At 49.5% G+C, this 24,393-nt stretch carries 19 protein-coding genes; 9 read left to right on the top strand and 10 right to left on the bottom strand.

The genetic code is table 11. The features are described from left to right. From JW881_11060 to JW881_11045, 4 genes are all read right to left on the bottom strand, one after another. Positions 1 to 2,667 (bottom strand): pyruvate, phosphate dikinase, encoded by a 2,667-nt coding sequence (locus JW881_11060; protein ID MBN1698044.1) that lies wholly within the window; start codon positions 2,665 to 2,667, stop codon positions 1 to 3. A 310-nt stretch (positions 2,668 to 2,977) separates the two neighbouring features. Next, positions 2,978 to 3,832, bottom strand: a complete 855-nt coding sequence (locus JW881_11055) for an RNA polymerase sigma factor RpoD/SigA (protein MBN1698043.1) — start codon at positions 3,830 to 3,832, stop codon at positions 2,978 to 2,980. A gap of 234 nt (positions 3,833 to 4,066) precedes the next feature. Further along, positions 4,067 to 6,502: a DEAD/DEAH box helicase gene (locus JW881_11050; GenBank protein ID MBN1698042.1), complete on the bottom strand. Its 2,436-nt coding sequence runs from the start codon at positions 6,500 to 6,502 to the stop codon at positions 4,067 to 4,069. Further along, positions 6,499 to 7,278: a purine-nucleoside phosphorylase gene (locus JW881_11045; protein ID MBN1698041.1), complete on the bottom strand. Its 780-nt coding sequence runs from the start codon at positions 7,276 to 7,278 to the stop codon at positions 6,499 to 6,501. The genes JW881_11050 and JW881_11045 overlap by 4 nt, the downstream gene beginning before the upstream one ends. 522 nt (positions 7,279 to 7,800) lie before the next feature. On the opposite strand from JW881_11045, the gene JW881_11040 reads away from it, so the two are divergent. The 5 genes from JW881_11040 (at position 7,801) to JW881_11020 (ending at position 11,864) form a co-directional block, all read left to right on the top strand. Continuing rightward, on the top strand, positions 7,801 to 8,688 hold the full coding sequence (locus JW881_11040) for an RNA polymerase sigma factor RpoD/SigA (GenBank protein MBN1698040.1): 888 nt from the start codon (positions 7,801 to 7,803) through the stop codon (positions 8,686 to 8,688). A 254-nt stretch (positions 8,689 to 8,942) separates the two neighbouring features. Continuing rightward, a complete protein-coding gene (locus JW881_11035) occupies positions 8,943 to 9,356 on the top strand; it encodes a hypothetical protein (protein MBN1698039.1) in 414 nt (137 codons plus the stop codon). Positions 9,357 to 9,444: 88 nt separating this feature from the next. Continuing rightward, positions 9,445 to 9,843: a hypothetical protein gene (locus JW881_11030; protein MBN1698038.1), complete on the top strand. Its 399-nt coding sequence runs from the start codon at positions 9,445 to 9,447 to the stop codon at positions 9,841 to 9,843. After that, positions 9,843 to 11,672: a carbamoyltransferase gene (locus JW881_11025; GenBank protein MBN1698037.1), complete on the top strand. Its 1,830-nt coding sequence runs from the start codon at positions 9,843 to 9,845 to the stop codon at positions 11,670 to 11,672. The genes JW881_11030 and JW881_11025 overlap by 1 nt, the downstream gene beginning before the upstream one ends. Before the next feature lie 27 nt (positions 11,673 to 11,699). Next, positions 11,700 to 11,864, top strand: a complete 165-nt coding sequence (locus tag JW881_11020; protein ID MBN1698036.1) for a hypothetical protein — start codon at positions 11,700 to 11,702, stop codon at positions 11,862 to 11,864. A gap of 7 nt (positions 11,865 to 11,871) precedes the next feature. Here JW881_11020 and JW881_11015 read toward each other — a convergent pair whose 3' ends face one another. The 4 genes from JW881_11015 to JW881_11000 are packed head-to-tail and all read right to left on the bottom strand — an operon-like array spanning position 11,872 to position 16,212. Further along, entirely contained in the window at positions 11,872 to 12,849 is a 978-nt protein-coding gene (locus JW881_11015; protein ID MBN1698035.1) for an ABC transporter ATP-binding protein, read from the bottom strand. Then, positions 12,846 to 13,844 (bottom strand): ABC transporter ATP-binding protein, encoded by a 999-nt coding sequence (locus JW881_11010; GenBank protein MBN1698034.1) that lies wholly within the window; start codon positions 13,842 to 13,844, stop codon positions 12,846 to 12,848. The genes JW881_11015 and JW881_11010 overlap by 4 nt, the downstream gene beginning before the upstream one ends. Before the next feature lie 8 nt (positions 13,845 to 13,852). After that, entirely contained in the window at positions 13,853 to 14,899 is a 1,047-nt protein-coding gene (locus JW881_11005) for an ABC transporter permease subunit (GenBank protein ID MBN1698033.1), read from the bottom strand. Further along, positions 14,899 to 16,212, bottom strand: a complete 1,314-nt coding sequence (locus tag JW881_11000) for an ABC transporter permease (protein MBN1698032.1) — start codon at positions 16,210 to 16,212, stop codon at positions 14,899 to 14,901. The genes JW881_11005 and JW881_11000 overlap by 1 nt, the downstream gene beginning before the upstream one ends. A gap of 133 nt (positions 16,213 to 16,345) precedes the next feature. On the opposite strand from JW881_11000, the gene JW881_10995 reads away from it, so the two are divergent. The 3 genes from JW881_10995 to JW881_10985 all read left to right on the top strand — a co-directional run bounded on the left by JW881_10995 (position 16,346) and on the right by JW881_10985 (position 20,724). Then, the gene (locus tag JW881_10995; protein ID MBN1698031.1) at positions 16,346 to 17,011 is read left to right on the top strand and encodes a DJ-1/PfpI family protein; all 666 of its coding nucleotides are present in this window, start codon (positions 16,346 to 16,348) and stop codon (positions 17,009 to 17,011) included. A gap of 91 nt (positions 17,012 to 17,102) precedes the next feature. Next, positions 17,103 to 18,140 (top strand): YARHG domain-containing protein, encoded by a 1,038-nt coding sequence (locus tag JW881_10990; GenBank protein MBN1698030.1) that lies wholly within the window; start codon positions 17,103 to 17,105, stop codon positions 18,138 to 18,140. A 139-nt stretch (positions 18,141 to 18,279) separates the two neighbouring features. Then, positions 18,280 to 20,724: a glycoside hydrolase family 2 protein gene (locus tag JW881_10985; GenBank protein ID MBN1698029.1), complete on the top strand. Its 2,445-nt coding sequence runs from the start codon at positions 18,280 to 18,282 to the stop codon at positions 20,722 to 20,724. An 81-nt stretch (positions 20,725 to 20,805) separates the two neighbouring features. On the opposite strand, the gene JW881_10980 is transcribed toward JW881_10985, so the two are convergent. Then, on the bottom strand, positions 20,806 to 21,924 hold the full coding sequence (locus JW881_10980) for a hypothetical protein (GenBank protein MBN1698028.1): 1,119 nt from the start codon (positions 21,922 to 21,924) through the stop codon (positions 20,806 to 20,808). A gap of 191 nt (positions 21,925 to 22,115) precedes the next feature. Between JW881_10980 and JW881_10975 the strand changes: the two genes are divergently transcribed. Next, positions 22,116 to 23,768 (top strand): DUF2339 domain-containing protein, encoded by a 1,653-nt coding sequence (locus JW881_10975; GenBank protein ID MBN1698027.1) that lies wholly within the window; start codon positions 22,116 to 22,118, stop codon positions 23,766 to 23,768. Between the two features lie 41 nt (positions 23,769 to 23,809). Here JW881_10975 and JW881_10970 read toward each other — a convergent pair whose 3' ends face one another. Next, positions 23,810 to 24,352 (bottom strand): hypothetical protein, encoded by a 543-nt coding sequence (locus JW881_10970; protein MBN1698026.1) that lies wholly within the window; start codon positions 24,350 to 24,352, stop codon positions 23,810 to 23,812. Positions 24,353 to 24,393: the final 41 nt, after the last annotated feature.

Here is a 24,393-nt window from a genome sequence, read left to right as displayed (position 1 = left end):
CTACCTGTTTTTCACTACGGCCTGGGCCGCGGCAAGCCGTGCGATCGGAACCCTGAACGGCGAACAGGAGACGTAATTCATGCCCACCCTGTAGCAGAACTCGACCGAAGCCGGTTCCCCGCCGTGCTCTCCGCAGATTCCGACTTTAAGACCGGGCTTGGCGCTTCTGCCGCGTTTAACACCCAGTTCGACGAGCTGTCCCACGCCTTCCTGATCGAGTACCTGAAAGGGATCCTTTTCCAAAATCTGTTTGGAAACATATTCCGGGAGAAAAACCCCGGCATCGTCGCGGGAATACCCGAAGGTCATCTGTGTAAGATCGTTCGTTCCGAACGAAAAGAAATCCGCCACGCCGGCTATTTTGTCCGCCGTCAGCGCCGCCCTCGGTATCTCGATCATCGTTCCTATAGTATAGGCGATCTTTTTCTTTTTCTTCGTGAAAATTTCCTGAATCACCTTCTCCGCGTTCTCCTTCAGAATTTCCAGTTCATTTACCGTACCGACTAACGGTATCATGATCTCCGGAATCACCTTGATGTTCTTCGCGTCCGCTTCGCACGCGGCGTTCATAATCGCTTCAACCTGCATATCGTAGACTTCCGGATAGGTGATGCCGAGCCGGCATCCACGATGTCCGAGCATGGGATTCAACTCATGCAAAGACTCTATCTTGGCAAGGAGTTTTTTGAGGGGAACGCCCGTTTTTTCCGCGAGTACTTTCGCTTCCGCTTTTGTTTTGGGAACAAATTCGTGCAGCGGCGGATCCAGCAGGCGGATGGTGACCGGCAGGCCGTTCATTGCCTTGAAAATACCGGCAAAATCCTTTTTCTGCAGCACGGCGAGTTTCTTCAAAACGCGTTTTCGCGCATCGATATCTTCCGCTACGATCATTTCCTGAAAGAGCTCGAGTTTGCCTTTTCCGAAAAACATATGTTCGGTCCTGCAGAGACCGATGCCTTCCGCACCGAAATCCCTTGCGATTTTTGCATCTTCCGGCTGATCGGCATTTGTCCTGACCTTGAATCCCTTATCCTTGATTCCGCTTCTGACCGCACTGTTTTTTATTTCGTCCGTCCAGCTGAGAAATTTCTTGAAATTTCCGGTCAATCCGGGTTTGATGAGATTCGCCCTTCCCTCAAAAACCTCTCCGGTCGAACCGTCGATGGTAAGCCAGTCGCCCTCCTTGTATTTCCTGCCTTTGATGTTTGTCGTTTTTCCGGAAATTTCGACATCCTTGCATCCGGCGATACACGGTTTTCCCATTCCCCGCGCAACGACGGCGGCGTGGGAGGTCATCCCGCCCGTGGATGTGAGGATACCCTTTGCGCTGTGCATACCACCGATATCTTCGGGAGAGGTTTCACGCCTTACCAGGAGAACGTCTTTTCCGGTTTCCGCCCATTTCACCGCATCGTCCGATTCAAAAACAATCTGCCCGGTCGCCGCACCCGGTGAGGCGTTCAGCCCTTTGGCCAGCACGGTCATGGATTTTCTTGCCTTCGGTTCCACCATCGGGTGAAGAAGCTGGTCGAGTTGTTCCGGCTGTATGCGCATAACGGCTTCTTCTTTTGTTATGAGTTTTTCATCGACCATATCGACAACGATATTGATCGCGGCAATACCGGTTCTTTTCCCGTTCCTGGTCTGGAGGATATAAAGTTTGTTCTGCTGAACCGTAAACTCCATATCCTGCATTTCCCTGTAATGTTTTTCCAGTTTCTCTCTCAATTTTACCAGGCTGTCGTAAATTTTCGGATTTATTTTTTTGAGTTCCTTGATGGGAAGCGGGTCCCTGATTCCGGCAACGACATCTTCACCCTGCGCGTTGGTGAGGTATTCGCCGTAAAAAACATTCTGTCCTGTCGACGGATCGCGTGTAAAACAAACACCGGTTCCCGAATCATCCCCATAATTACCGAACACCATGGTTTGAACATTCACTGCGGTACCGAGCAGCCCCTTAATATCATTGATCGCCCTGTATTTAATGGCGCGTTCGTTATTCCACGAACCGAATACCGCATTGATCGCCCCCCACAACTGATCGAGGGGTTTTTCGGGAAAACTCTTTTTCGTATATTTCTTGTAAATTTCTTTATATTGTTTCACGACGTTTTTCAAATCATTCGTATTCAGGTCCGTATCGTTTTTGACTTTCTTCTTTTTCTTGATGGTATCGAGAATCTGTTCGAAAGCATGATGCGGCACCTGCATGACAACATCGCCGTACATCTGGATTAGCCGTCGATACGCATCCCAGGCAAAACGTTCGTTTCCCGTTTTCCGTGCAAGACCGGCGACCGCTTTCTCGTTTAATCCGAGGTTGAGTACCGTATCCATCATGCCGGGCATTGAAATTGCGGCCCCGGAACGGACGGATACAAGAAGAGGATCATCCGGATCACCGAGTTTCTTGCCGGTCAGACTTTCAAGCCGTTTGAGGTTTTCTTCTACCTCCTTATCGAGTCCCGCCGGATATTTTCTTTTATTTTTGTAGAACAGATCGCATACTTCCGTGCTGATCGTGAATCCCGGCGGAACGGGTATTCCGAGATTTGTCATTTCGGCAAGATTCGCGCCCTTGCCGCCGAGTATCTCCTTCATTTTTGCATTCCCCTCCGCTTTTCCTCTGCCGAAAAAGAATACATATTGTTTTGATTTTGCCATGTATCACTACCTCCAATTAAAAAAATTTTTTTTGTTACCGAGTGCTGTCATACCCCAGCTTCTCATTTGCGGATATATACTGTTTTCATGCAAGTCCGGCTTTTACCGGAATACCTGAACGTTACCATTCGTCGTATGCTTGTATATAAAACTTTTGTCCGCTTATGTCAATCAATAAACGACAATAACATAAAGGAATATATGAAAAGGGTGAAAACCTATCATCATTGCCGGACATCGTAATGTCCGAATAGTCGGACGATTCGATGTCGGCGGCTTCATCCGTCCCCTCACCGGATTTGTCGTATCGTTATTCGGTGAGATAAATCTTCAGGTAATCGCTCCGGGACGGATGTTTCAATCGCTTCAATGCCTTTTTTTCAATCTGCCGTATTCGTTCCTTGGAAAGCTTGAATATCTCCCCGATCTGCTTGAGGGACATCGGTTTTTTTCCGTTAAGGCCGAACCGGCACTCGATCACCCTCGCCTCTTTTGCCGAAAGGGTGCTCAAAACATGATTAATTTCCTCTTGAAGCGATTTCTCTATCAGAAGCGTATCGGGGGCCTGATAATGCTCGCTTTCGATATACTCGCGAAGAAGAAGCGAATCCTTTTCAACATACACAGGGGTTTCGAGAGAGATAAGTTCACGCGAAATGTTGATCAGTTTCGCCACATGTTCCTCGTTCATATCCAGAAACCGCGCGATATCTTTCACCTCGGGTTCCTTACCGGTCATTTTACAGAGTTCCTTTCGTGCCTTTTCAATTTGCACGAGTTCATTCGCCTTGTTGAGTGGAAGCTTAATCATCCTCGATTTTTCACAGATCGCCTTCAAAATACTCTGCCTGATCCACCAGACCGCGTATGAAATGAAGTGGTATCCCCTGTCCGCGTCATAGCGTTTGATGGCGTTCATAAGACCGATATTTCCCTCACTGATAAGATCCATAAGGGGAAGTCCCTGATTCTGGTATCGTTTGGCGACATTGACGACAAAGCGAAGATTGGCAAGGATGAGTTTTTTTCTTGCCTCGACATCCCCTTCCGCGGCTTTTCTTGCATAATAATCTTCTTCTTCATGCGAAAGAAGGGGAACGGTATTGATTTCCTTCAAATATATAGAGATTACATTTTCCTCTTCTTTGTCTCTCTTCTTCTTCATACCCTTGTCTTAACTCTCACACGAAAGTCGCCCACCTCTGCCGCAAACGTCATTATGAACGATACTGCCCCTCGCTTACATTATAGTGAAAACCCCGACAATTTACAAATTCGGTTTCTATAAGATAATAAAAACATAGTCATTTTGCAAGTTTTTTTTATTTCCGCCCGAAAATAAGTCTTCCCGTTATGTGGAACCGGAAAAGCGGCCGCACCGGGAAAGGACGGAATCAATTCACTTTCTTATAGAAGCGTAGAAGTCCGCGACACCTTCAAGGACCCGAACCCCCGAATCGATGATTGCGGGTGTATGAGGGAGTGATTTCAGAAATATAGGTCCATAGCTTTTCTTTACGAGGCGGGAATCCAGGACAATGACGACACCCCTGTCGCTTCTTCGCCTCATGAGCCGTCCGAAACCCTGCCGGAATTTTATCACCGCTTCCGGGAGGGAATATTCGAAAAAGGGATTTCCCCCGTTTTTCTCGATTTCTTCCATTCGAGCCTTCACAACGGGACCTGTCGGAACCCGAAACGGCAGCCTGCACAGCACAAGCAGTTCGAGTGCATCTCCGGGCGTATCAATTCCCTCCCAGAAGGAATCCGTTGCGAAAAGGACACTTTCGATATCCCGCTTGAACCTCGAAAGGAGGCGTGCCCTGTCATCATCGCCCTGTTTCAATACGCATATACCCTTCTCCCGAAGCATCGGCACAATTTCGGCATATGTCCGGTTGAGCATCGAGTATGAGGTGAACAGCACCAGTGCCTTCCCGCCCGAACATCCGATAACATCATGTATAAATCCGGACACATAGCCCTGAAATCCTTCCTCATCGGGCATTGGTGCGTCCGTCGGAACCCCGAGCAGGACCTGTTCACAATAATTGAAAGGGGAAAGAAAGCATTCTTCCATCACCTCGATATCATGGAGTCCCACCCTTGACTTCCAGTACGAAAAGGAATTATTGACCGCGAGCGTTGCTGATGTTGAAACAACCGTACTGTATGGTTCATAAATCGCTTCTTTCATTAACGGCGCGATATGAAGCGGCGTCACGATGGCCTTTATATAAAAATCACCTGAAAAAGACTTCGAACGCTGAATCCAGTATATGTAGCCGGTATCGGATGCGATGTTCTTGAAACGTTCGCACAGCCCCGATATTTCCAGTAGCCTCGTCACCTGTGCCTTACTCTCGAAAAGAAGGTTCTTGTCGCCTTCCGCGTTTTCAAACTCCGTAAGAATATTGTCGAGTACTGAGGCGAGATCGACAATCTTGAACTGGAGGTCTACAAGCGGATCCAGAAAAAACTCTTTCAGTTGCCGGTCTTCGTTGTCTCTGATCCTCAATTCCGTCGATTCACCTAAAAGCGCGAGGCAGCCGTGCTCGACCAGAAGCATTTGCGTATATATATCCTCGATCATTCGGGGGATTGTTTCAATCAGACTTTTCTCCTTTATCTTCGCCGCAATACCGTAAATAAGCCCGAAGGAACGGCCTTTCTTTTTCCGATGAAACCTCCCGCAATGCTTAAAAAGGGAAAATTTGGTCAGACTCCTTGAAAAGAAAGAGGTCGCGCTTTCTTCGATGTTATGCGCCTCGTCAAAAACAATCCGGTGAAACGGGGGCAGCACCGCCGTCCCCTCGAAGCCGATACCTGCCATACGGACGGAAAGATCGGAAAAAAGAAGATGATGATTTGCAACCAGAAGCCGGGCAGATGCGGCTTCACGTTTCGCTTTCAACACAAAACAACCTTCCCTGTATTTGCACCATAACCCCGAACAAAGATCGGCCTCAGAACAAATTCGTGACCACACCTCCGGCCGGGGATAAAATGAGATATCGCTTTTTGAGCCCGTTTCCGAAGTAAGCGCCCATTCATGGATGCTTTTGAGTTCATCCGTCGTTTCCTCAAAAAGAGAAAACTCCCCGACTGCTTCGTTCAGCCGATTCAGGCAGACGTAATTACCCCTTCCCTTGACAAGGACCGTTTTCGGATCCACACCCAGTATCTTTTTCACAAGGGGAATATCTTTTTCGATCAGTTGCTGTTGCAGGTTAATCGTCGCCGTCGATACAACGACACGTTCGGTGTTTTTGGATACCCAGTCGATGACGGGAACAAGGTACGCGAAGGATTTACCGACACCCGTACCGGCTTCCGCGATGCAGATTTCATCCTGATTGAATGCCTCACAAATTGCCCGGAGCATATCGACCTGTGTGGGTCGTTCTTCATATTGATCCGACACGGCGCTGAGGCCGCCCCCCGGCAGGAGAACGGCGGCAAGTGCCGCGGTATCGAGGGGTGTCTGTCTCTCCGGGACGATTGGCTCCGCGACGACATACACCTCACTCAATGTGTTATCGATGATATAGAATCCTATCCCCTGATCGCCGAGCCGGGACGCAATAGAAAGATCGGCACCGCTCGGCGTAAGGTTCCCCGAAGGATGATTATGGATTACCACATCCCCTTTTTCGATATAGGAACCAAGTGCGGGCACCGAAGAATCGTCTCCCCGTGCCGCGACCTTGATATCAAAAACCAGGCGATCGTTATCGAGGGACCCGACGACGAACAATTCATTTCCGCGCGCATCTTCGATCGCGGCGGCAAGCCTCTCGATAACCGAATGCGTCAACCGTTCGCGTGTTTTCATACAGGATTGATTCCAAGGTTTTCGATAAACGAAAAAACAAGACGGCAGAAGTTCTTCCCGGCTTTCTTCCCGGCCGCAAGGACATCGTCATGCGATATATGTTTTCGCTCGATGCCGGCCGCCATATTCGAGATACAGGAAATACCGAGAACGGACATGCCAAGAAAGGAAGCCGCGATGACCTCGGGGACGGTCGACATCCCCACCATATCGGCCCCAAGAAGACGCAGCATACGAACTTCCGCCCGTGTTTCGTAGGTGGGTCCCGAAAGCGCGGCATAGACACCTTCTTTCAAATCACAGCTGCCGCATTTCCTGACGTTTTCTCTCAATTCTCTACTGTAAGCATCACTCATATCGGGAAACCTCAGACCCAATTCCTCGAAGTGCGGACCGATCAGCGGATTTGTCCCCATCAGATTGATATGATCCCTGATAAGAACGAGGTCTCCGGGACAAAAAGAAGGATTTATCCCCCCCGCCGCGTTGGTCACAATTATCGTATGAACACCGAGTGCACGGAGAATAAAAACCGGGAGGACGACATCATCCATATCGATTCCCTCATAAAGGTGAAATCTTCCTGCAAATACCGCAAGGCCGTTCGCGATTTTTAGCGTGCGGCGATGGCCCCGGATGCGGGAAACCGGAAAACCGGCGATCGCCGGGAAGGGGATGACCGTTCCCCCGATAGCGTCGACGAACTCTCCCAATCCCGACCCCAGGATGATACCGACTTCGACGGTCGTACTGCATTTTCTTTTTATCGAAGCCACGGCCTTGTCTCTTTTTTTTAAGAATCCGGCTTTCAGATGAATCCTCCCTTGATACCACGCAGCCGTATAACAGGCTTACCCCCGGCGTACACCGGAGCGAGTTATATCGAATCACTGTTTTTCAGGTTGTTCACAATCGTTATCAATATACCAGAATGATCATGCCTGCAACAAGTGGTAACAATATGAAAAAATCCGGGGATTAGGTAAATGTATCGATACCGAGGTGACGATTCGCTTTCGTACCAGGCCGAACGGCGGGTTTGTATTGTCATGGTCATTTATTGTGGAAATAAACCTCACTATTTTAGTCATATTAGAGATTTTACCGTCATTACTGCTGTTTTTGACACACTTTATACGCATATATGTGCAAATGTGTCATAATGCCACATTTATTAATTTAATTGGTAATGAAGTGTTTTCATGCAGTTTAATTCCTTATAATAATGAAATTTAGAACACAGCACATCATCCATTCATGGCACGCTTTTTGCATAATATTTTCAGAGGTACTGAGCAATGAACACGATACCAAGAAAGCCACAGAAAAAGGTAAAAATAAAAACAAGACGGAAAGATGCCGATAACATACTGGCGATATATTTGAAAGAGATCAACAAAATCGAACTCCTCACCAGGGAAGAAGAGAAAAATTATGCTATTCGCGCTTCAAAAGGAGATATTGAAGCAAAAGAGAAACTGATAAAGGCGAACCTTCGCTTTGTGGTGAATGTAGCAAAACAGTATCAAAGCCAGGGGCTTCCGCTTGAAGATCTGATAAGCGAGGGTAATATCGGTCTCATCAACGCTATCGAGAAGTTCGACGTAAGCAAAGGCTATCATTTTATATCGTACGCGGTATGGTGGATACGGCAGCGAATCCTGAAGGCAATAAGCGAAAAAAGCAGGATGATCAGACTTCCCATGAACAGAATTTATGAAATATCGAAAATTGAACGGGTAAAGGACGATCTGCAGAACAAGAAGGGCTTGAAGACGAAGATCAGCGAAATAGCCCAGCAGCTTAATATGGAAAAGGGACTTGTCGAAGAACTCCTCAATATTTCGAGGGAGATGCTTTCTCTAGACACACCTGTTTTTATCGAAGCCGATGCAACACCCCTCAAGGATTTCGTGGAAGACAAGACGTATAAGACACCGTCGGAACAGATAATCGACAGTTCGCTTCGTTTCGAAATCAACAATATCCTCCACACCCTTTCCCAAAAGGAAGCGGAGATCATCGAGTATCGCTTTGGATTGAACGGAAAGATGCCCTCATCATTAAGGGAAATAGGCAATATGTTCAATCTGACAAAAGAACGTATTCGCCAGATCGAAAAGCGGGCACTGGACCGGTTGAAAAGTAACGATGAAATACAACTCCTCAAGAATTACCTTTCCTGAGACGGAAAGAAAAACAGGGGAGCAGAGAGTATTATAGCTATCATTGAGTGATCCGGGTGGGAAGCGTTGCTTACATGCCGGATAAAACTCTTTGGTTTCTTCCTCTTTAAGCAATTCCGCGCCTGTTTGCGGGATTGCTTTTTTTTGTTATTATATACTGCATCTTGCGACGCACGCATTGATCTATTAACAATAAACGGCACAAAAAACTCCGATTCGTTCGGAGGCCGCCGTTATCGGGGAGGAACAACATTATGTCGATATCTCTGGTTTACCTACTTTTTGTTTTGAATATTACCGCGTCCATCGACACACCGGTCTATTATCCCGTTTCCCGGGAGCCGGCAATTCCAGCTATCGAAAGGTTGGACGATTTTGACGCGTATCCCGCTTCACCGAAAGATGAATGGTTCGGAATGGACAAATTCTGGCACTGGCTTTTCAGTTTTTCCCTTACAGGTTCGGCCTACCAGTTTTTCCATCATCAGCTACATATAGCCGATCCCGAGGCGGCGGCCGTCTCTCTCTCATCGGCCTTCACCCTGGGTATACTCAAGGAATGTTACGATCTATGGACGTACGATCTCTTCAGTTATAAAGACCTGATCTATGATATTCTCGGAATCGCAACCGGATATGTTGTCTTCATTCTGGACTGGCGCTTATGAATCCGCAAGCACTCGAATACGGCATCTTTTATCTTGAAATAAATCATTAATTATGTATAATAAGGGGACATAATAAATCAATATGGACATGAAAAACACTTCTTCAAAAACCATCCTCCTCAGGATTATTATTCAAGCGGCAATTATGCTTATCGCCGGGGGATTACTCTATTTTTTCAGCACCCACTATATTGTGGCAATCATTCTCGCAGCAACGGGAGTACTCGTTCTGGTAACGGGAATCTTTTTAAGACCGGTTTCGGGGGTCGTCATTCGTTTTCAGCATATCGTGATGAAATTCACGGGAATAATCGTCACGTGGCTGCTTCTTGTTCCCTTTTACTTTCTGTGGTTTGTACCGGCAAGACTGGTCCAACTGCTGCGGAATAAAGATCCTCTCGAACGTTCTTTCCCGGGAACCGGAGAGAGTTACTGGACCCCCTATTCAGGGAGTTTTGATAAAGATAATTTCAGGCGGCAATACTGATGAACATACTCGGAATCAGCGCTCTTTATCATGATTCGGCCGCGGCACTTGTTAAAGACGGCGATATTGTGGCCGCGGCACAGGAAGAACGATTCACGCGAAACAAGCATGACCAGCGGTTCCCCGAAAGCGCGATCGCCTACTGCCTGAAAGAAGGCAATATCGGGAAAAACGATCTCGATGCGGTCGTGTTCTACGATAAACCGATCAAAAAGTTCGCGCGAATTCTCACGACATATACGAACATCGCCCCCCTCGGAGTCCGTTCCGCGACCGAGGCACTTCCCATATGGATCAAACAAAAACTCTGGGTGCCGCTTTTAATCGAGGAAATACTCCACAAATCCGGAATCGTCATGCCGGACGACCTCTATTTCCTTGACCACCACCAGTCCCATGCCGCGAGCGCTTTTTTCCCGTCACCTTTCGAACGGGCGGCAATACTCACCATTGACGGGGTCGGCGAATGGACCACCAGCGCGATCGGCCGTGGATCGGGAAACAGGTTCGAACTTATCAAGGAACTCCGGTTCCCTCATTCACTCGGACTTCTTTATTCGGCCTTTACCTATTATGTCGGATTCAGGGTAAACTCGGGTGAATATAAACTGATGGGGCTCGCCCCGTACGGAAAGCCCCTCTATGTCGACCGTATCCTTGAAAAGCTCGTCGATCTCAAGAATGACGGCTCGTTCCGGCTGAATATGGACTATTTCAGCTATCTGTCCGGTATGCGGATGATCAACAAGAAATTCGAACGCCTCTTCGACGGTCCCCCGAGAAAGCCGGAAACAGAGATAACCCGCCGGGAGATGGACATTGCACGTTCGATTCAGGAAGTAACGGAAATGATCGTTCTCAGAATGGCGAACCATACAAAAGAAGTGACGGGGGAGGAATACCTTTGTCTTGCCGGCGGCGTCGCCCTTAACTGTGTCGCCAATGGGAAAATCGTTCAGGAACAAATGTTCAAAGACATATGGATTCAACCCGCGGCGGGAGATGCAGGGGGCGCACTGGGGGCCGCGCTCATGGTGTGGTACCAGATATGCGGCAATGAACGCCGCCCGGACAATAAAAACGACAGTATGAAGGGCGCTTATCTGGGACCTTCATATTCCGATGACGACATCGACGCTTTTCTCAAACAGAACAACTATCCGGCACATCGTCTGAGTGACCGGATGTGGCCGCAGATCATTTCACAACAGATCGACAAAGGAAAAGTCGTTGGCGTTTTTACCGGCAGAATGGAGTTCGGCCCGAGGGCATTGGGCAGCCGGTCTATTATCGGTGACGCCCGGTCGCCCGAAATGCAGCTTATCATGAACAAAAAAATCAAGGCGAGGGAATCGTTCCGGCCGTTCGCCCCCTCGTGCCTCGAAGAGGACTGCGGAGAGTTTTTCGAACTGGACAGGCCCAGCCCGTACATGCTGCTTGTCGCGCCTGTCGTAAAAAAACGGCGCCACAACCCGGCACCTACGGACGACCTCACCATAAGACAGCGGATAAATACGAAACGCTCCGATATACCTGCGATTACCCATGTCGATTATTCCGCCCGCATCCAGACGGTCGGCAATACCCATCACCCCCGTTACTATGAAATTATTAAAGCGTTCAGAAACCTTACCGGATACGGAATCATCATCAATACATCCTTCAATGTGCGGGGCGAACCGATCGTCTGTTCGCCTGAGGATGCCTACCGTTGTTTTATGCGCACACAAATGGACTGCCTCGTCCTCGGTTCATATATACTCTACAAGGAAGAACAGCCCGATCACTCAAAGAGCGAAAAATGGCAGTATGATACGATTCTGGATTGAAATCAAGAGTAAAGGAGTTATACAATAATGCGGTTTTTCAGACATCTCGGCAAACTGCTAAAGGAGTTTTTCGGATTCGCGTGGCATAACAAGGCGTGGTGGATCATTCCCCTCATTGTGATTCTGCTCATTATCACACTCCTGATCGTCGCGAGTTCATCCCTGGCACCCTTTATCTATCCGCTATTTTAGCGCCCCGTCATACCCGTTCGGCAAAGTGACAATACGATGTATGGCCGGGGACAAGCCGGCGCGCAAGCGGGGGTTCGCGAAAACATATATCGGCCGCCATATAACACCTGTCGGAAAAGCAGCACCCCTTTATCTCCCCCGTTACCGGGGCGGTCTCCCCTTTCAGAACGACCCGTCTGCTTCCGGTGCCGGATACCGGTAAGGCGACCGCCGATATGAGTGCGCGAGTATAGGGATGGGAGGTGTTTTCGAGAAGGCTTTTAGCGGGGGCGGCTTCCATTATCCTTCCTTTATATATGACGATAATTCTCTCTGAAATGTGCCTTATCATGGCAAGATCTTTCGAAATAAAAAGAACAGAAAGACCGAACTGCCGCCGGATATCCCGGATCAGATTGACGATATCCGCCCGCAATGGAATGTCCAGACGGGACAATATCTCGTCGCAAACGAGAAGTCGCGGGTTGACCGCCAGCGACCGGGCGATGGCGATCCGTAGAGCCTGGAAGACGGAAAAATCGACGGGGTACAGCGAGAGGCACGAGGGCGACAGGCCCACAATCGAAAGCATTGTTTTCACCTCATCGACGATCCTTCTCTTTCCGGCGAGCAGACGAAATGCCCTGATACCGGTACCGACAATCCCGCACACGTTTTTTTTGGGATTGAGCGATGCATACGGATCTTCGAAGACATACTGAACCTCCTTTTTATACCGTTTTGCATCTCTTCCCCTCAGTTTCTTTACCTTTTCCCCCCTGAAATAAATTTCTCCGGCGGTGGGCATCTCGAGACCGGCCAGTATCCTTGCAATCGTCGTCTTTCCGCAGCCGGATTCGCCGATCAGTCCGATAATTTCTCCCTGCCTCACATCAAGCGATACACCATTGACCGCCCTGATATATTGCCGTTTTTGAAATATCGTGCGCTTTCTGTCTGGATAATATTTTTTAATATCGCGAACCTCCATGAATACCGGATTCATCTCTCCCCCCCCTTCTTTTCATATAACCAGCATGCGACGGCTCTGTGTTCCGTGACACGAAAAAGCGGTGGCGGCGTATCGGCTTCGCACCGGTAAAATCTTTTTTTACATGCGGCCAAAAAACGGCACCCCTTCCGGTCATTTCCCGTCTGCCGCGTTACCGGTTTGAGTGAAGAAAATCCGTCCGCAGTTTTCCGGAGCAACGGGACGCACCCGAGAAGGGCTTTCGTATACGGGTGAAGCGGGCTTTTAAAAAGCTGATTCGCGGATGCCCGTTCGATGATTCTTCCCGCTTGCATGACAATGACCCGGTCGCACATATCAGCCGCGATCCCCGGGTGACGGGTCAAAAGAAGTATCGAAGTTCGGAATTCCCGCTTGAGGCTTTCAAGAAGATCCGCGATCTGTACCCGGATGGTAACATCAAGCGCCGCCGTGGGTTCATCGGCGATAAGCAGATCAGGACGCAGAATCATGGCCATGGCGATCATTATGCGCTTTCTCATTCCCTCCGACAACATGTGCGGAAACGATACGGCAAGCCGGTCCGGTTCAGAAAACCCGACCCTCCGGAGAATCGAAACGCAGTATTCGTCGACTTCCTCTTTTTTCATTCTTGGGTAATGGATGCGCAAGGCTTCCGAGACCTGCCGTCCGATTCGTTTGACGGGATTAAGGGCGTCCGTCGAATCCTGAAAGACGGCACCGATCTCTTTTCCCCTGATATCATAAAACCGTGACAAAGGAAGATCGAGGATGTCGGTACCCTTGAAGACAATACGGCCCCGCCGGACAATCCCCCCCCCTCGCGGCAGCAGTCCGACGATTGCCTTCGCAAGAAGACTTTTTCCGCAGCCCGACCCGCCGAGAAGGCCGACACATTCATTCCGCTTCACGGCAAACGAGACATTATCGACCGCGTCCGTCCACGCATCGCCGGAAGAAAACCCGATGGAAAATCCTTTAACGACAAGCAGTTCCTCTTTTGTTTCCATATATCGTCCTACTCCAACCGCGCGTATTCCCCGTGATTCATGATCTCCCTCAACCCCCGGCCGACGAATGCAAGTAAAAGCAATACGGCACAAAGCGAGAGAGAGGGAAAAACGGACAGCCAGTAGCTCGACCGGTGTTCCATTCCCTGCCGCAGGAGGTCCCCCCAATTCGGCGTCGTGGCGGGAAGCCCGAATCCGAGATAATCGAGACCGGTGAGAAAACTCATCGCACCGATGAGAAAAAACGGGGCAAAGGTGAAAACCGGGGCGAGGATGTTGGGAAGGACTTCGGAAAAGAAGACGGCGCATCGTCCGACACCAAGCGAACGGGCCGCATCGACATAGCTCGATTCCTTAACACGCAGCACCTCGGTTCTTACGAAAGAAGCAAGGCAGATCCAGGAAAATACCGAGAATACCGAAACCAGGGTGAAAAAGCTTTTCCCGTAAATGGATCCGATGAGGATGACGATAGAGATGACCGGCATGGCCCCGAGTACCTCGATGACACCCCCGAATGCCAGATCAAAAAAGCCGCCGATATACCCCCGCAGTGCGCCGACGGTTACCCCGATCGCGATTGCACAACAAAGAAGGATGAATGCGAGATTGAACGACACACGGAATCCGTAAAGCAATCGCGCGAACACATCCCTCCCCCTGTCATCCGTTCCAAGCGGGTGCCGTTCGTCCGGACGGGTAGGCGGTTTGGATTCAAGCTCCGAAAGGTTCGAAGCGTAAGGGCCGTAGGGGACGGGCGGAAAAATCATGAAGTTGCCCCGATCCGCCGTAAACACAGCCGATACGGCGAGTTCCTTGTACTGAGCTTCGGTGTCTCGGATTCCCCCGAATGTTTTTTCGGGATAGAAAATAAAAGCGGAAAAGAAATAGAGTTTTTCATTGTAGCGGATAACGATCGGTTTATCGCAGGCGATCAATTCCGAAAAAACCGACAATAAATAGAGAACGAAAAGGATAACCAGGGAAACGAACGTACGCTTGTTTTTAAAAACCTGATGCACCGTTTTCTTTGTCAAGGGCGAGAGGCGAAACATCACATACTCCCCGTCACCCTGATTCCCGGGTCCGCAAGAACAAGTAAAAGCTGAGAGACAAGCCTTCCCGTGATATTGACGATCGCATGAATAAGGATCAGCCCGAGTACGACCGGATAATCACGGCCGACAATCGAATCGAAAAAAAGCATGCCCATGCCCTTAATTTCAAATACTTTTTCAATGAAAATCGAGGATGCAAAAAAAAGATTGAAAAAACTCCCAATCCCGGCGAGCACCGGGATTATTGCATTCCGCAGGGCATGCCGGAAGATCACTTTCTTCAGCGGAAGCCCCTTCGAAAGGGCGGTCGTCATATATTCCCTGCGAAACTCCCTTATAAGCGCGGTTTTCATGGAGGCGGCGAGAACGGCCAGCCCCGATATCGCATAACAAACCACCGGCATCGCCATACGGCGCACGACATCGGCAATTCGCACGTGCGCGGGCGTGTATTCGAAAGCACCGGAAGAGATTCCTCCGGGCAGTAACATTTTTGACAAGGTCCCGTCTCCCGACAGCACAATAAACAGAATCCCGAGAATAAACCCGGGAACCGCATAACCGATGTACACGGCAATATCCGATACGCCGTCGAAGATACTGTTCCGGCGGATCGCTTTTTTCAAACCGAGGGGAATACCGACGAGAAGGGCCAGGAAAAAACCGGTCAAAGCCGGCGCGAGTGACACGGGAATTCTCGACGCGATTTCCGCAAGCACCGGTTTGTTCGTTCGTAAAGAATCACCGAATCTGCCCCGGACGATATCTGCGACCCACGCGGCATACTGGGCCGCGAACGGCTTGTCAAACCCGTACATCCGCCTGAGGCGTTCCGTTTCCCCGTTATCGCCGGAGATGGGCGCCGTTTCGCCGGAACCCCCGCTCATCCTCAAGACGGCTTGTTCGACGGGACTGCCCGGAAGAAGCCTGGTGAGACCGAATCCTAAAAGCGTAACCCCCAGCAGGGTGGTGAGGACAACCAAAAGGCGACTTATACAATACCGGCCCACCTTTACCCCCCCGCTGCCGGATATCTCTGAAAATGACCATTGACCGGTTTTCCGGATGACGCACGATCGCGGCCGGCCGGTTTCTTCAAAGCGTCGCGTATTATTGTATCGATGCGCAGCTTGTCTGTTTTCATCACCATAGCCCTCGTTCCTGCGGTCGAAATAAAACCGCGTTTCCCGCACGGGTCTATCATACAAACCCGCGCATATACGGGACGGCGAAAATCCACCCACAAAGGAAGGCGGATATCCCCTGTCGATAGACCAGGACACAGTATAGATAGTTTCCGGGATTTTCACAACAATATTCGATTAATGTCGCACAAAAGTTTCAACCGGCCATGTCTTCGAACACCTCCGTTTATTCATCATTATCAGTTGATTGAAGTTTTTTTCTATGTTAAATTTTTAAATATTTAATGGAAAAGGAGAAATGAAAATGGAACAGAAAAGGATGCGGCGATCGAACAGCCATACGATCGGCAGGATCTTCCTGTTTTCACTTATAATTTTCTGTATTTTCCTTTCAGCGGAAGTCTGCAATTCGGATGAAAAAGCCGGGGAATCGGCACAGACCCTTTTGGGAAAAAAAATCGTCATGATTATCGCCCATAACAATTTCCGCGATGAAGAACTGCTTACCCCCCTCGATGTTCTTGAAAAAAGGGGGGCATCGGTAACGATAGCAAGCTCCTCACTCGAACCGGCCACTGGAATGCTCGGCGCATCGGTAACGCCGGATATCCTGGTAAAGGATGTCGACATCGATGATTATAACGCGGTTATATTTGTCGGGGGTTCGGGCGCACATGAATACACAAACAGTCCGGTTGCATTCCAACTGGCACAATCGGCGTTCATAAAAGGGAAAGTAGTGGGAGCAATCTGTATCGCGCCTTCGATACTCGCAAATGCGGGTATCCTTGAAGGTAAACGAGCGACCTGTTTTTCATCCGAAGCACCCACCCTAAAACGGAAAGGCGCCCGCTATACGGCAGAGGATGTGGAGATCGACGGTACGATTATTACCGGTAACGGCCCGTCCGCCGCTCTCCCGTTTGCCCTTGCCGTTGCCCGTACCCTTACGAATCAGGAATAACCATTTTCCTAACACGGGAACACCGTCAGGATATAAAAAGTATGGTAATGAAACATGCTTCCTGGTATAATGATTTCTCCGGGAAAGAGCGATGAATGACTTTATAAACAATAATGCGACACCATTCCGCAGCGACCATTACCTCCCCGGGCGACACACGCCGCCGGCGCGCGGATTACGTCATTGGTGTCTTTTATTGTTTGCCGCCCTTGTTATTTTTCTTCCCGGCGCCTGCGGAAAATACGATATCACGCTGACTACGGATCCTTCGATGGCGGATGTTTATATCAATGACGTTTTTGCAGGTAAAACCCCCTACATTGTGTCGGGCAAAACCGATAACGGGTCACTTTTCCCGGACAGGGGAAAGGCGATACGTATCAGGATCATTCGAGAGTTCTATCTGCCTGTCACACAAGAAATTTCATTCTCACAGACTGCGGAAAAGGACCTGCATTTCACCCTCCGGTTACGACGGGAGATGCTGCCGGAATATAACGGCCTGTTTCAGCCGGGATATGAACTTACTCACGAAGATATGGCGGAGTTTGACACTGAAGATCTGGTTATGCTGCAACACGAACTCGCGGCAAAATACGGTAAAATATTCGGCGAACCGGAAATATCGGCATATTTCCGGAAACAATCATGGTACAGGGAAAATCCCTACTTCGACGAATCCTTTTTCGACGAGACGGACAAAAAAAATAAAACGCTTATATCCGACCGGCTTTCGGCCATGTCGAGGAACAATGTTTCCCCTATCGGCATCGGGACTCCCTCGGAAAACGATCTGGCCATAAAAAAAACAATACTCGGTAACGTTGAATATATCTATGATTCCGGAGAAATTGAAGAGGGGGTGTTCGGCGACACATATCGGGACACCTGTACCCTGATATTCCGTGACGCCGAACGGGTTCTCTGGCACGATGACTCTAACCACTTTGGGACCTATTATGCGGCGATCGACGGTCTTCTCGAATGGCATTGGGAAGTGTACCGGGGAAAGGTATATGTCTGGGACATCCGGGATGACGCGGCCGGTTATATCGTCTTCATATTCACCCTCGATCATACGAGGAAAACTATTGCCGGTATCCCCGAAATAGACGGCAATATCTGGTAGGGAGACGGGTATAAAAAGGATGGTTAAAAAAGATCGATACTGTTAAAAACTTCTATACAACGAGTATCCCGATAATCACGTTTCTCCTGTCCAAGAAAATATATACGGAATTTGCATACAAGGAGCGGTACGGCAGGCGATGATCGAAATAGATTTACACGGCATATGGCAGCTTATCCGGGCCGATACGGGAGAGATAACGGCGGCGAAAGTACCGGGCGACAATTACAGCGCGCTTTATGCAGCTGGTAAAATCGAGGACCCATATTATGGAACGAACGAAGAAGCGGTGCAATGGATTCGCGAGGTGGACTGGATATTCAGACGGGAGTTCGAAGTGCCGGGGACCGTTCTGTCACATACATCCGTGGTTCTCACCTGCGAATCATTCGACACGATAACGGGGATTACCATTAACGGCTGCCCCGTCGGCAGAACAGAAAACATGTTCAGGCGTTATATCTTTGACGTGAAAGGTGTCCTGAAGGCGGGGACGAACACCATCGAGATCCGTTTTTTTTCCGTACCCGGTTTCGCGAGGGAACGCTCGGCATCATTCGGGCGACCTTTTCCGTCCACGAAAAACTCCAAGGTGCCGCACATCAATTTCGTCAGAAAAATCCAGTGCCACGCGGGATGGGACTGGGGAATCTGTCTCCTGGTTTCGGGCATCTACGGTGAGTGTTCGATCCGTGCGACATCCGCGGGCCGTATCGATTACGTCACTACGGTACAGCACCATGAACCGGGCCATTGCCGTATCGCGGTGACCGTCGAAGCCTATTCACCCGTCCGCATCAAAAAAGTGCCGCTCGAAATAATCCTCGGCGGCGCGCGAATCGAACGGGAGGTTTCACTCGGGGCCGGCATCACGAACGTCAGGGAAGAATTTCACATACGCGACCCGATCCTCTGGTGGCCCCACGGGGAAGGCGCGCAGCACCTGTACGGTCTGACCGTCTCACTCGGCGGCCAACGGGTGGGAAAACGAATCGGGCTGCGGAAACTCGAATTGATCCGCGAAGCGGATGGGACCGGACGGTCGATGATGGCAAGAATCAACGGCAGAAACATCTTCTGCAAAGGGGCGAACTGGATACCCGTCGACGCGATGCCCGGAAGAATAACGGAAAACCGCTACGAATACCTTCTCGGGTGCGCCGCTGCCGCCCATATGAATACCCTCCGCGTGTGGGGCGGCGGCCAATACGAATCCGACATCTTCTACCGGTTATGTGATGAAAAGGGAATCCTCGTATGGCAGGATTTCATGTTCGCCTGTATGCCCTACCCCGCGACAGGGGAGTTTCTCGCGGACGTTGGGGAGGAGGCGGTGCACCAGGTTAAACGGCTCAAGGACCACCCCTCGATTCTGCTCTGGTGCGGCAACAATGAAGTACTCGAATCGTTTCAGTGGTACGAAGAAACGAAACGCAATACGAAGTTCTATCAGGACCAACTGCTGAAGCTGAATAAAGTACTCGAAAAGGCGGTCGCTGTTTTCGATCCGGACGGGATATTCTGGCCGGGCTCTCCCTCAAACGGACCGGAACACCCCCTCGATCCGCCGCAGGATCAGACGACCGGGGACATCCACTTCTGGAATGTCTGGCACGGCGGGGAACCTTTCGAATCATATGCCGAGGCAAAACCCAGGTTTTGCAGCGAGTTCGGGTTTCAATCTTTTCCTTCGATCGATTGCGTCAAAAGCTTCGCCCCCGAAGACCAGCGGGATATTCTCTCTCCGGTATTGACCTTTCATCAACGCTCGCCGCGTGGAAACGATATCATTCGCGAAACATTCGACATTTATTTCAAACCGCCCCGGACGTTCGAACGTGCACTCTGGTTGAGCCAGGTGCAGCAGGCCGTGGCCGTCAAAACCGCAGTCGAATCATTCAGAAGCCTCAGGCCCCATTGCATGGGGGCTCTCTACTGGCAGCTTAACGACATCTGGCCGGTCAGTTCATGGTCGTCTCTGGAGTATAACGGAAAATGGAAGCTTCTCCATTACATGGCACGGCGTTTTTTCGCGCCCGTGGTCCCCGTTTTTGCCGCACGGCATATTCCCGATGCGGGTGAACTCCTCATCCTCTCCGACTGCCCGTTTCCGGTTTCAATGAGTCTCACGGTCTCATTGTACGATTTCAGTGGGAAATGCCTGCATGAGGAAACCCATGATATAACCATCGAGGGTCCCGGGACAGAAAGCGTCACCGATCTCGACGCCCGGCTTCTTCCCGACAAACCGGAAAACATATTCCTCGTCCTGACACTCACCGGAGGGGAAAAAACGATCGAGAACACGTTCATGTTCCGTCCGTTCAAGGATTGTTCGATTCGGAAGGCGGCGGTCGATTTCAGTGTCGTCGAGGAAAAAGAAGCTATCGTCGTCGACCTTTCAACGGACGTACCCGCGTTTTTTGTTTCTCTCGACGCGGAAGGAATACCCGGCGTATTCGGCGACAACTGCTTCACACTTTTACCCGGCAGGGGAAAGCGAATCGCTTTCCATCCGGCCGGCAAAACGAACGCCGGAATACTCGGGAAAGCCCTCAGGGTGGAACATCTGGGAACGGACTAAACGGCGGGTCAGAAAAGAATAAACCCCCATCACCCCAAGACGACCACCTGTAGAAACCCGTCTTTTTCACAAGATCCATATTTATTCCCCGTGCCGTAATAGATTGATTTCTTCCGTGACGGCATCGCGGTCCGAAAACAGAATCCGGTTTATCGTACCCTGTTCGTCGATCGCCCTGATGATATTATCCTGGAGAGTGCCGTTAAATATAATGATGCTCCGCGTCAAATCTTTTATATCCATTTCTGTATCTTCAAAGAGTGTTTCCATTTTTGCTTCCAGCCCGGGTATTTTTTTTCCCACGTCGGCAAGGGAGGAGAGGTATTGTTCCCTGGCGTCGAAAGACGCAAGCCGTTCTTCAAGCGAAGCGATAAAGGTCCTGATCGTCTCATACGATTCAATCACTTCCTTTATTACGGCATTGATTCCAGAAATCCTATTTTTCGCCGTTTCATGTAGTTTCGTAAGGGAAATCCTTTTTTCCTCAAACGCGGCACGAAAAGCCCTTCTGTCTTTTTCGCTCAAGACCGTATCGTTTTTGAGATTGTCGATTTTTCCGCGGACAATTCCAAGTTCGCGGGCAATGTTATCCACGTCCTTTTCGTGAAGGAGAAGCGTCGCTTGAAAACGTTTTTTCGCGGCTTTCACTTTATTGTCGTATTCGAAGGTGAAGACATTAATAAGCTGCCCGATCAGAAATCGATGGTCAGTCAGGGCCTTTTCATATTCCGTCACACTGTCGCCGTAGCATTCGGCGCCGCGTAAGGAAACGCAATACTCCGACAATTCTTCCAGGTATCGTAAAACATTCTTCAGGTCGCTTTCGTTTCTTACTTTCATTGTATCGCACAAATTCTCAAAAACACTACGGAGGTCTATGATACGATCGACGATTTTTCTATTATCCGAACGAAAACCCATAAGCAGTTTTTTTATCGTGCCGGTGAACAATTCATCCCCTTCCTCGAGCATGCTCCAGCGAAGCTTCTTTTTGAAGTCTTTGATCATGGGCCCGAGCTGCCTGGAGAGATGCTTCGCTTCGAGTTCAAAGCGATCCCACTCAACGGGTGAACCGTAACAATATTCGACGAGCCATTCCACGATGGCTTTATAATCCCGGTCCATCGCGGCCCGGGCGATATTGTACAACACGTCGTCACGCAGCGTTTGCGCAGACAGTGTGATATCATGTTCATTCATCCCACTCCCCCCCTTTCGCCTTGATACCATCATCCCGGAATAGATTTCACTACAAGTATAAAATCGTCCTCTTCAAAAAATCAAGTACGGTACCGGTAAAAAAAGTGGCAAAACAGAATATATGGGCTTATAGTTATTGTGACAACAGAGAACGTCGTTATAATTGAAACATGAGGAGGCGCAAAACCGATATGGATAAATCGAAAACCATCGATCTTTTAAAAAAATACTGGATACTTTTATTGGGATTTCTACTCTTCTTCGCATCCCTGCTTTATTTTATAAAGATAGGCTATGATGACGGATGGGTCTCGCCGCTTGCGATACTGATTACCGGCATCGCGGCGGACGTGGTTTTTTTCGCCGCCGGTTTTATCCTTTACAGAAAGGAATTCAAGATCATCGGCGAAATTCTCGCGGGATTCGCCTGCGGCGTTACCTACGCGACGATCGCCTATGCCAATTTCAGTAGCCTGTGGCCTGATATTGTCACCTTCATCATCATCATCGGCATAACAATCGTCATCTCTATTATCAATTTCAGGTTCAATCTGAGAATTCTCACCGCGTTGGGTTTTGCGGCCGCACTTTTTGCCCCACTCATCGTCCGGGCGCCGGCGGTCCAGGTCAATGTACTTTTCATCTATGTTTGCCTTATCGATGCGGCGATGATTTTATTCTGTATCGTGAAAAAATGGAAGGAACTCTCTTTTATCGGTCTTATTCTGACATCGCTTCTTTATATCGGCTACTACCTTGTTATCCGGCCGTCGGGCTGGATCGAACCATTTGTCTATGTATCGGTCATATTCGTACTGTATGCAGCCGGCATCCTCTTTATGGCGAAACAGGAAGGCGACTCGTTTCACCCGCCCCTGCTGGTTCTCTATATCGTCAATATCGTCTGCTTCGGATTCTGGTCCCTCTATATTTTCAAAGTCTTTTCTCTTGCCTCTTCGGTCCCCGTCACCGTTTTGGGCATCCTCCTTCTTTTATCCGCAATGTTCGTCTCTATGTTCCTCAAGAAATCAAGCGTCGCTGCGGTCGTTTTTTTCTGTACCGGGATCGTCCTTCTCGCCGTTACCGGTGTATTCCTCAGCGAGCTTGCCGATATATGGGGGATGGAACATGTTATACGGGGGACCGTCTGGCTGCTTCTGATCGCGATCCTGTTTATCACCGGTTACCGGATAAAGAACATACCGCTGGTCACCGCCGGGCTTGCAGGCTGGTTTTTCATTCTCCTCTACTGGTTCATCAACGCGTGGGGAATCGATGAAGCGAAGTGGTTCGGCCTCGACTATACGCCCTTCATTAATCCGCCGGGCCTGCTCTGGATGGGCGTGATCGCAGCCGGTTTTTTCATGTCGATACTGACGGGAAAAATAGCCGGAGAAAAAGTCGAAGAAAAGAAGAGAAAGGGGTATGTGTACGCCGTCCGCGTCATGACCTTCCTGAGCCATATCGCGGTCGGCGGCCTCCTCACCCTCGAGGTGTATTATCTCTGGGTGTATTACACCATGCCGTTCGACGCGGCGATCGTCTATTCGGTGATCTGGGGATTATACGCGTTCATCCTTTTTCTCTGGGGATTCTTGAGAAAGGATAAACTCTTCATCTACTTCGCGGATGTGGTCCTCGTCATTGTCGTGGGGAAAATCCTGATATTCGACATCGCGGGAAAATCCAGTATCTTCGTCGCGGCGACCATCCTCATCACGAGCCTTCTCATCATCGCCACCGGCTTTTTGAACTACAAACGGCAGACGATTCTCGCCTTTCGCGCGCGAAAAAAAGAAGAAGCGGCCGGGGAGAAAAAGGAGTATATATCCACGGAAGCTTGAGGTAAATATATGGGAAGCGGAGTGTGGTTTTTGGATGTGTTTTATAGCCTGAGTATCCAGAATGGAGAAAATTGATTCGTGTATACGGATATCATTCTGTTTCTCCCCGGAAGATGCTGAATTATCCTATACAATTGTCGTATTTTCCTGCGGGGGGACTGATTTAATTTCCTCTTCTCACTACTCCAATGCTTGAATCGTTTCTCGAATTCCTCGAGCACCCTCTTCCCATATCTCTCAACCATCGCCAAAAACACCTCAAGCAGCCACCGTACTAGCTGCGCGATACTGTAACAATTCAAATCGGCATGCAGTAGTTTTATCTTCCGGTACACATCCTTATTAAGATACGCGTGCGCGTGGATCCGGCCTTCATCGGGATCATCCGAAACCGCCCGGTATCGACTCATCCGCTGCTTTCCCCAGCTGTGTTCTTTTATGATCAAAGGATCGATACAGGACAATATGGCGACGATGACACCGGATAACGAGTACCTCGAACCGAACATTGTCAGGTTGAGTAGTTTTTTTTTCATTCGTTCAGTCATGATAAGATGAAACTCATGCAAAACAGATGCTGTCATATGAGGCTCCTTGAATAAAAAGTTTTATACATTATATAACG

This window comes from Spirochaetales bacterium, from assembly GCA_016930085.1.
Taxonomy (GTDB): domain Bacteria; phylum Spirochaetota; class Spirochaetia; order SZUA-6; family JAFGRV01; genus JAFGHO01.
This window is presented reverse-complemented; position numbering and strand designations above follow the sequence as displayed.

Coding starts and splice junctions, on each gene's coding strand:
- JW881_11025 (MBN1698037.1), top strand. CDS start 9,843: ATGAACATACTCGGAATCAGCGCTCTTTATCATGATTCGGCCGCGGCA.
- JW881_10995 (MBN1698031.1), top strand. CDS start 16,346: ATGAAAATGGAACAGAAAAGGATGCGGCGATCGAACAGCCATACGATC.
- JW881_11035 (MBN1698039.1), top strand. CDS start 8,943: ATGTCGATATCTCTGGTTTACCTACTTTTTGTTTTGAATATTACCGCG.
- JW881_11055 (MBN1698043.1), bottom strand. CDS start 3,832: ATGAAGAAGAAGAGAGACAAAGAAGAGGAAAATGTAATCTCTATATAT.
- JW881_10970 (MBN1698026.1), bottom strand. CDS start 24,352: ATGACAGCATCTGTTTTGCATGAGTTTCATCTTATCATGACTGAACGA.
- JW881_11005 (MBN1698033.1), bottom strand. CDS start 14,899: ATGTTTCGCCTCTCGCCCTTGACAAAGAAAACGGTGCATCAGGTTTTT.
- JW881_10975 (MBN1698027.1), top strand. CDS start 22,116: ATGGATAAATCGAAAACCATCGATCTTTTAAAAAAATACTGGATACTT.
- JW881_10980 (MBN1698028.1), bottom strand. CDS start 21,924: ATGAATGAACATGATATCACACTGTCTGCGCAAACGCTGCGTGACGAC.
- JW881_10990 (MBN1698030.1), top strand. CDS start 17,103: ATGAATGACTTTATAAACAATAATGCGACACCATTCCGCAGCGACCAT.
- JW881_11050 (MBN1698042.1), bottom strand. CDS start 6,502: ATGAAAACACGCGAACGGTTGACGCATTCGGTTATCGAGAGGCTTGCC.
- JW881_11020 (MBN1698036.1), top strand. CDS start 11,700: ATGCGGTTTTTCAGACATCTCGGCAAACTGCTAAAGGAGTTTTTCGGA.
- JW881_11010 (MBN1698034.1), bottom strand. CDS start 13,844: ATGGAAACAAAAGAGGAACTGCTTGTCGTTAAAGGATTTTCCATCGGG.
- JW881_10985 (MBN1698029.1), top strand. CDS start 18,280: ATGATCGAAATAGATTTACACGGCATATGGCAGCTTATCCGGGCCGAT.
- JW881_11015 (MBN1698035.1), bottom strand. CDS start 12,849: ATGAATCCGGTATTCATGGAGGTTCGCGATATTAAAAAATATTATCCA.
- JW881_11040 (MBN1698040.1), top strand. CDS start 7,801: ATGAACACGATACCAAGAAAGCCACAGAAAAAGGTAAAAATAAAAACA.
- JW881_11030 (MBN1698038.1), top strand. CDS start 9,445: ATGAAAAACACTTCTTCAAAAACCATCCTCCTCAGGATTATTATTCAA.
- JW881_11060 (MBN1698044.1), bottom strand. CDS start 2,667: ATGGCAAAATCAAAACAATATGTATTCTTTTTCGGCAGAGGAAAAGCG.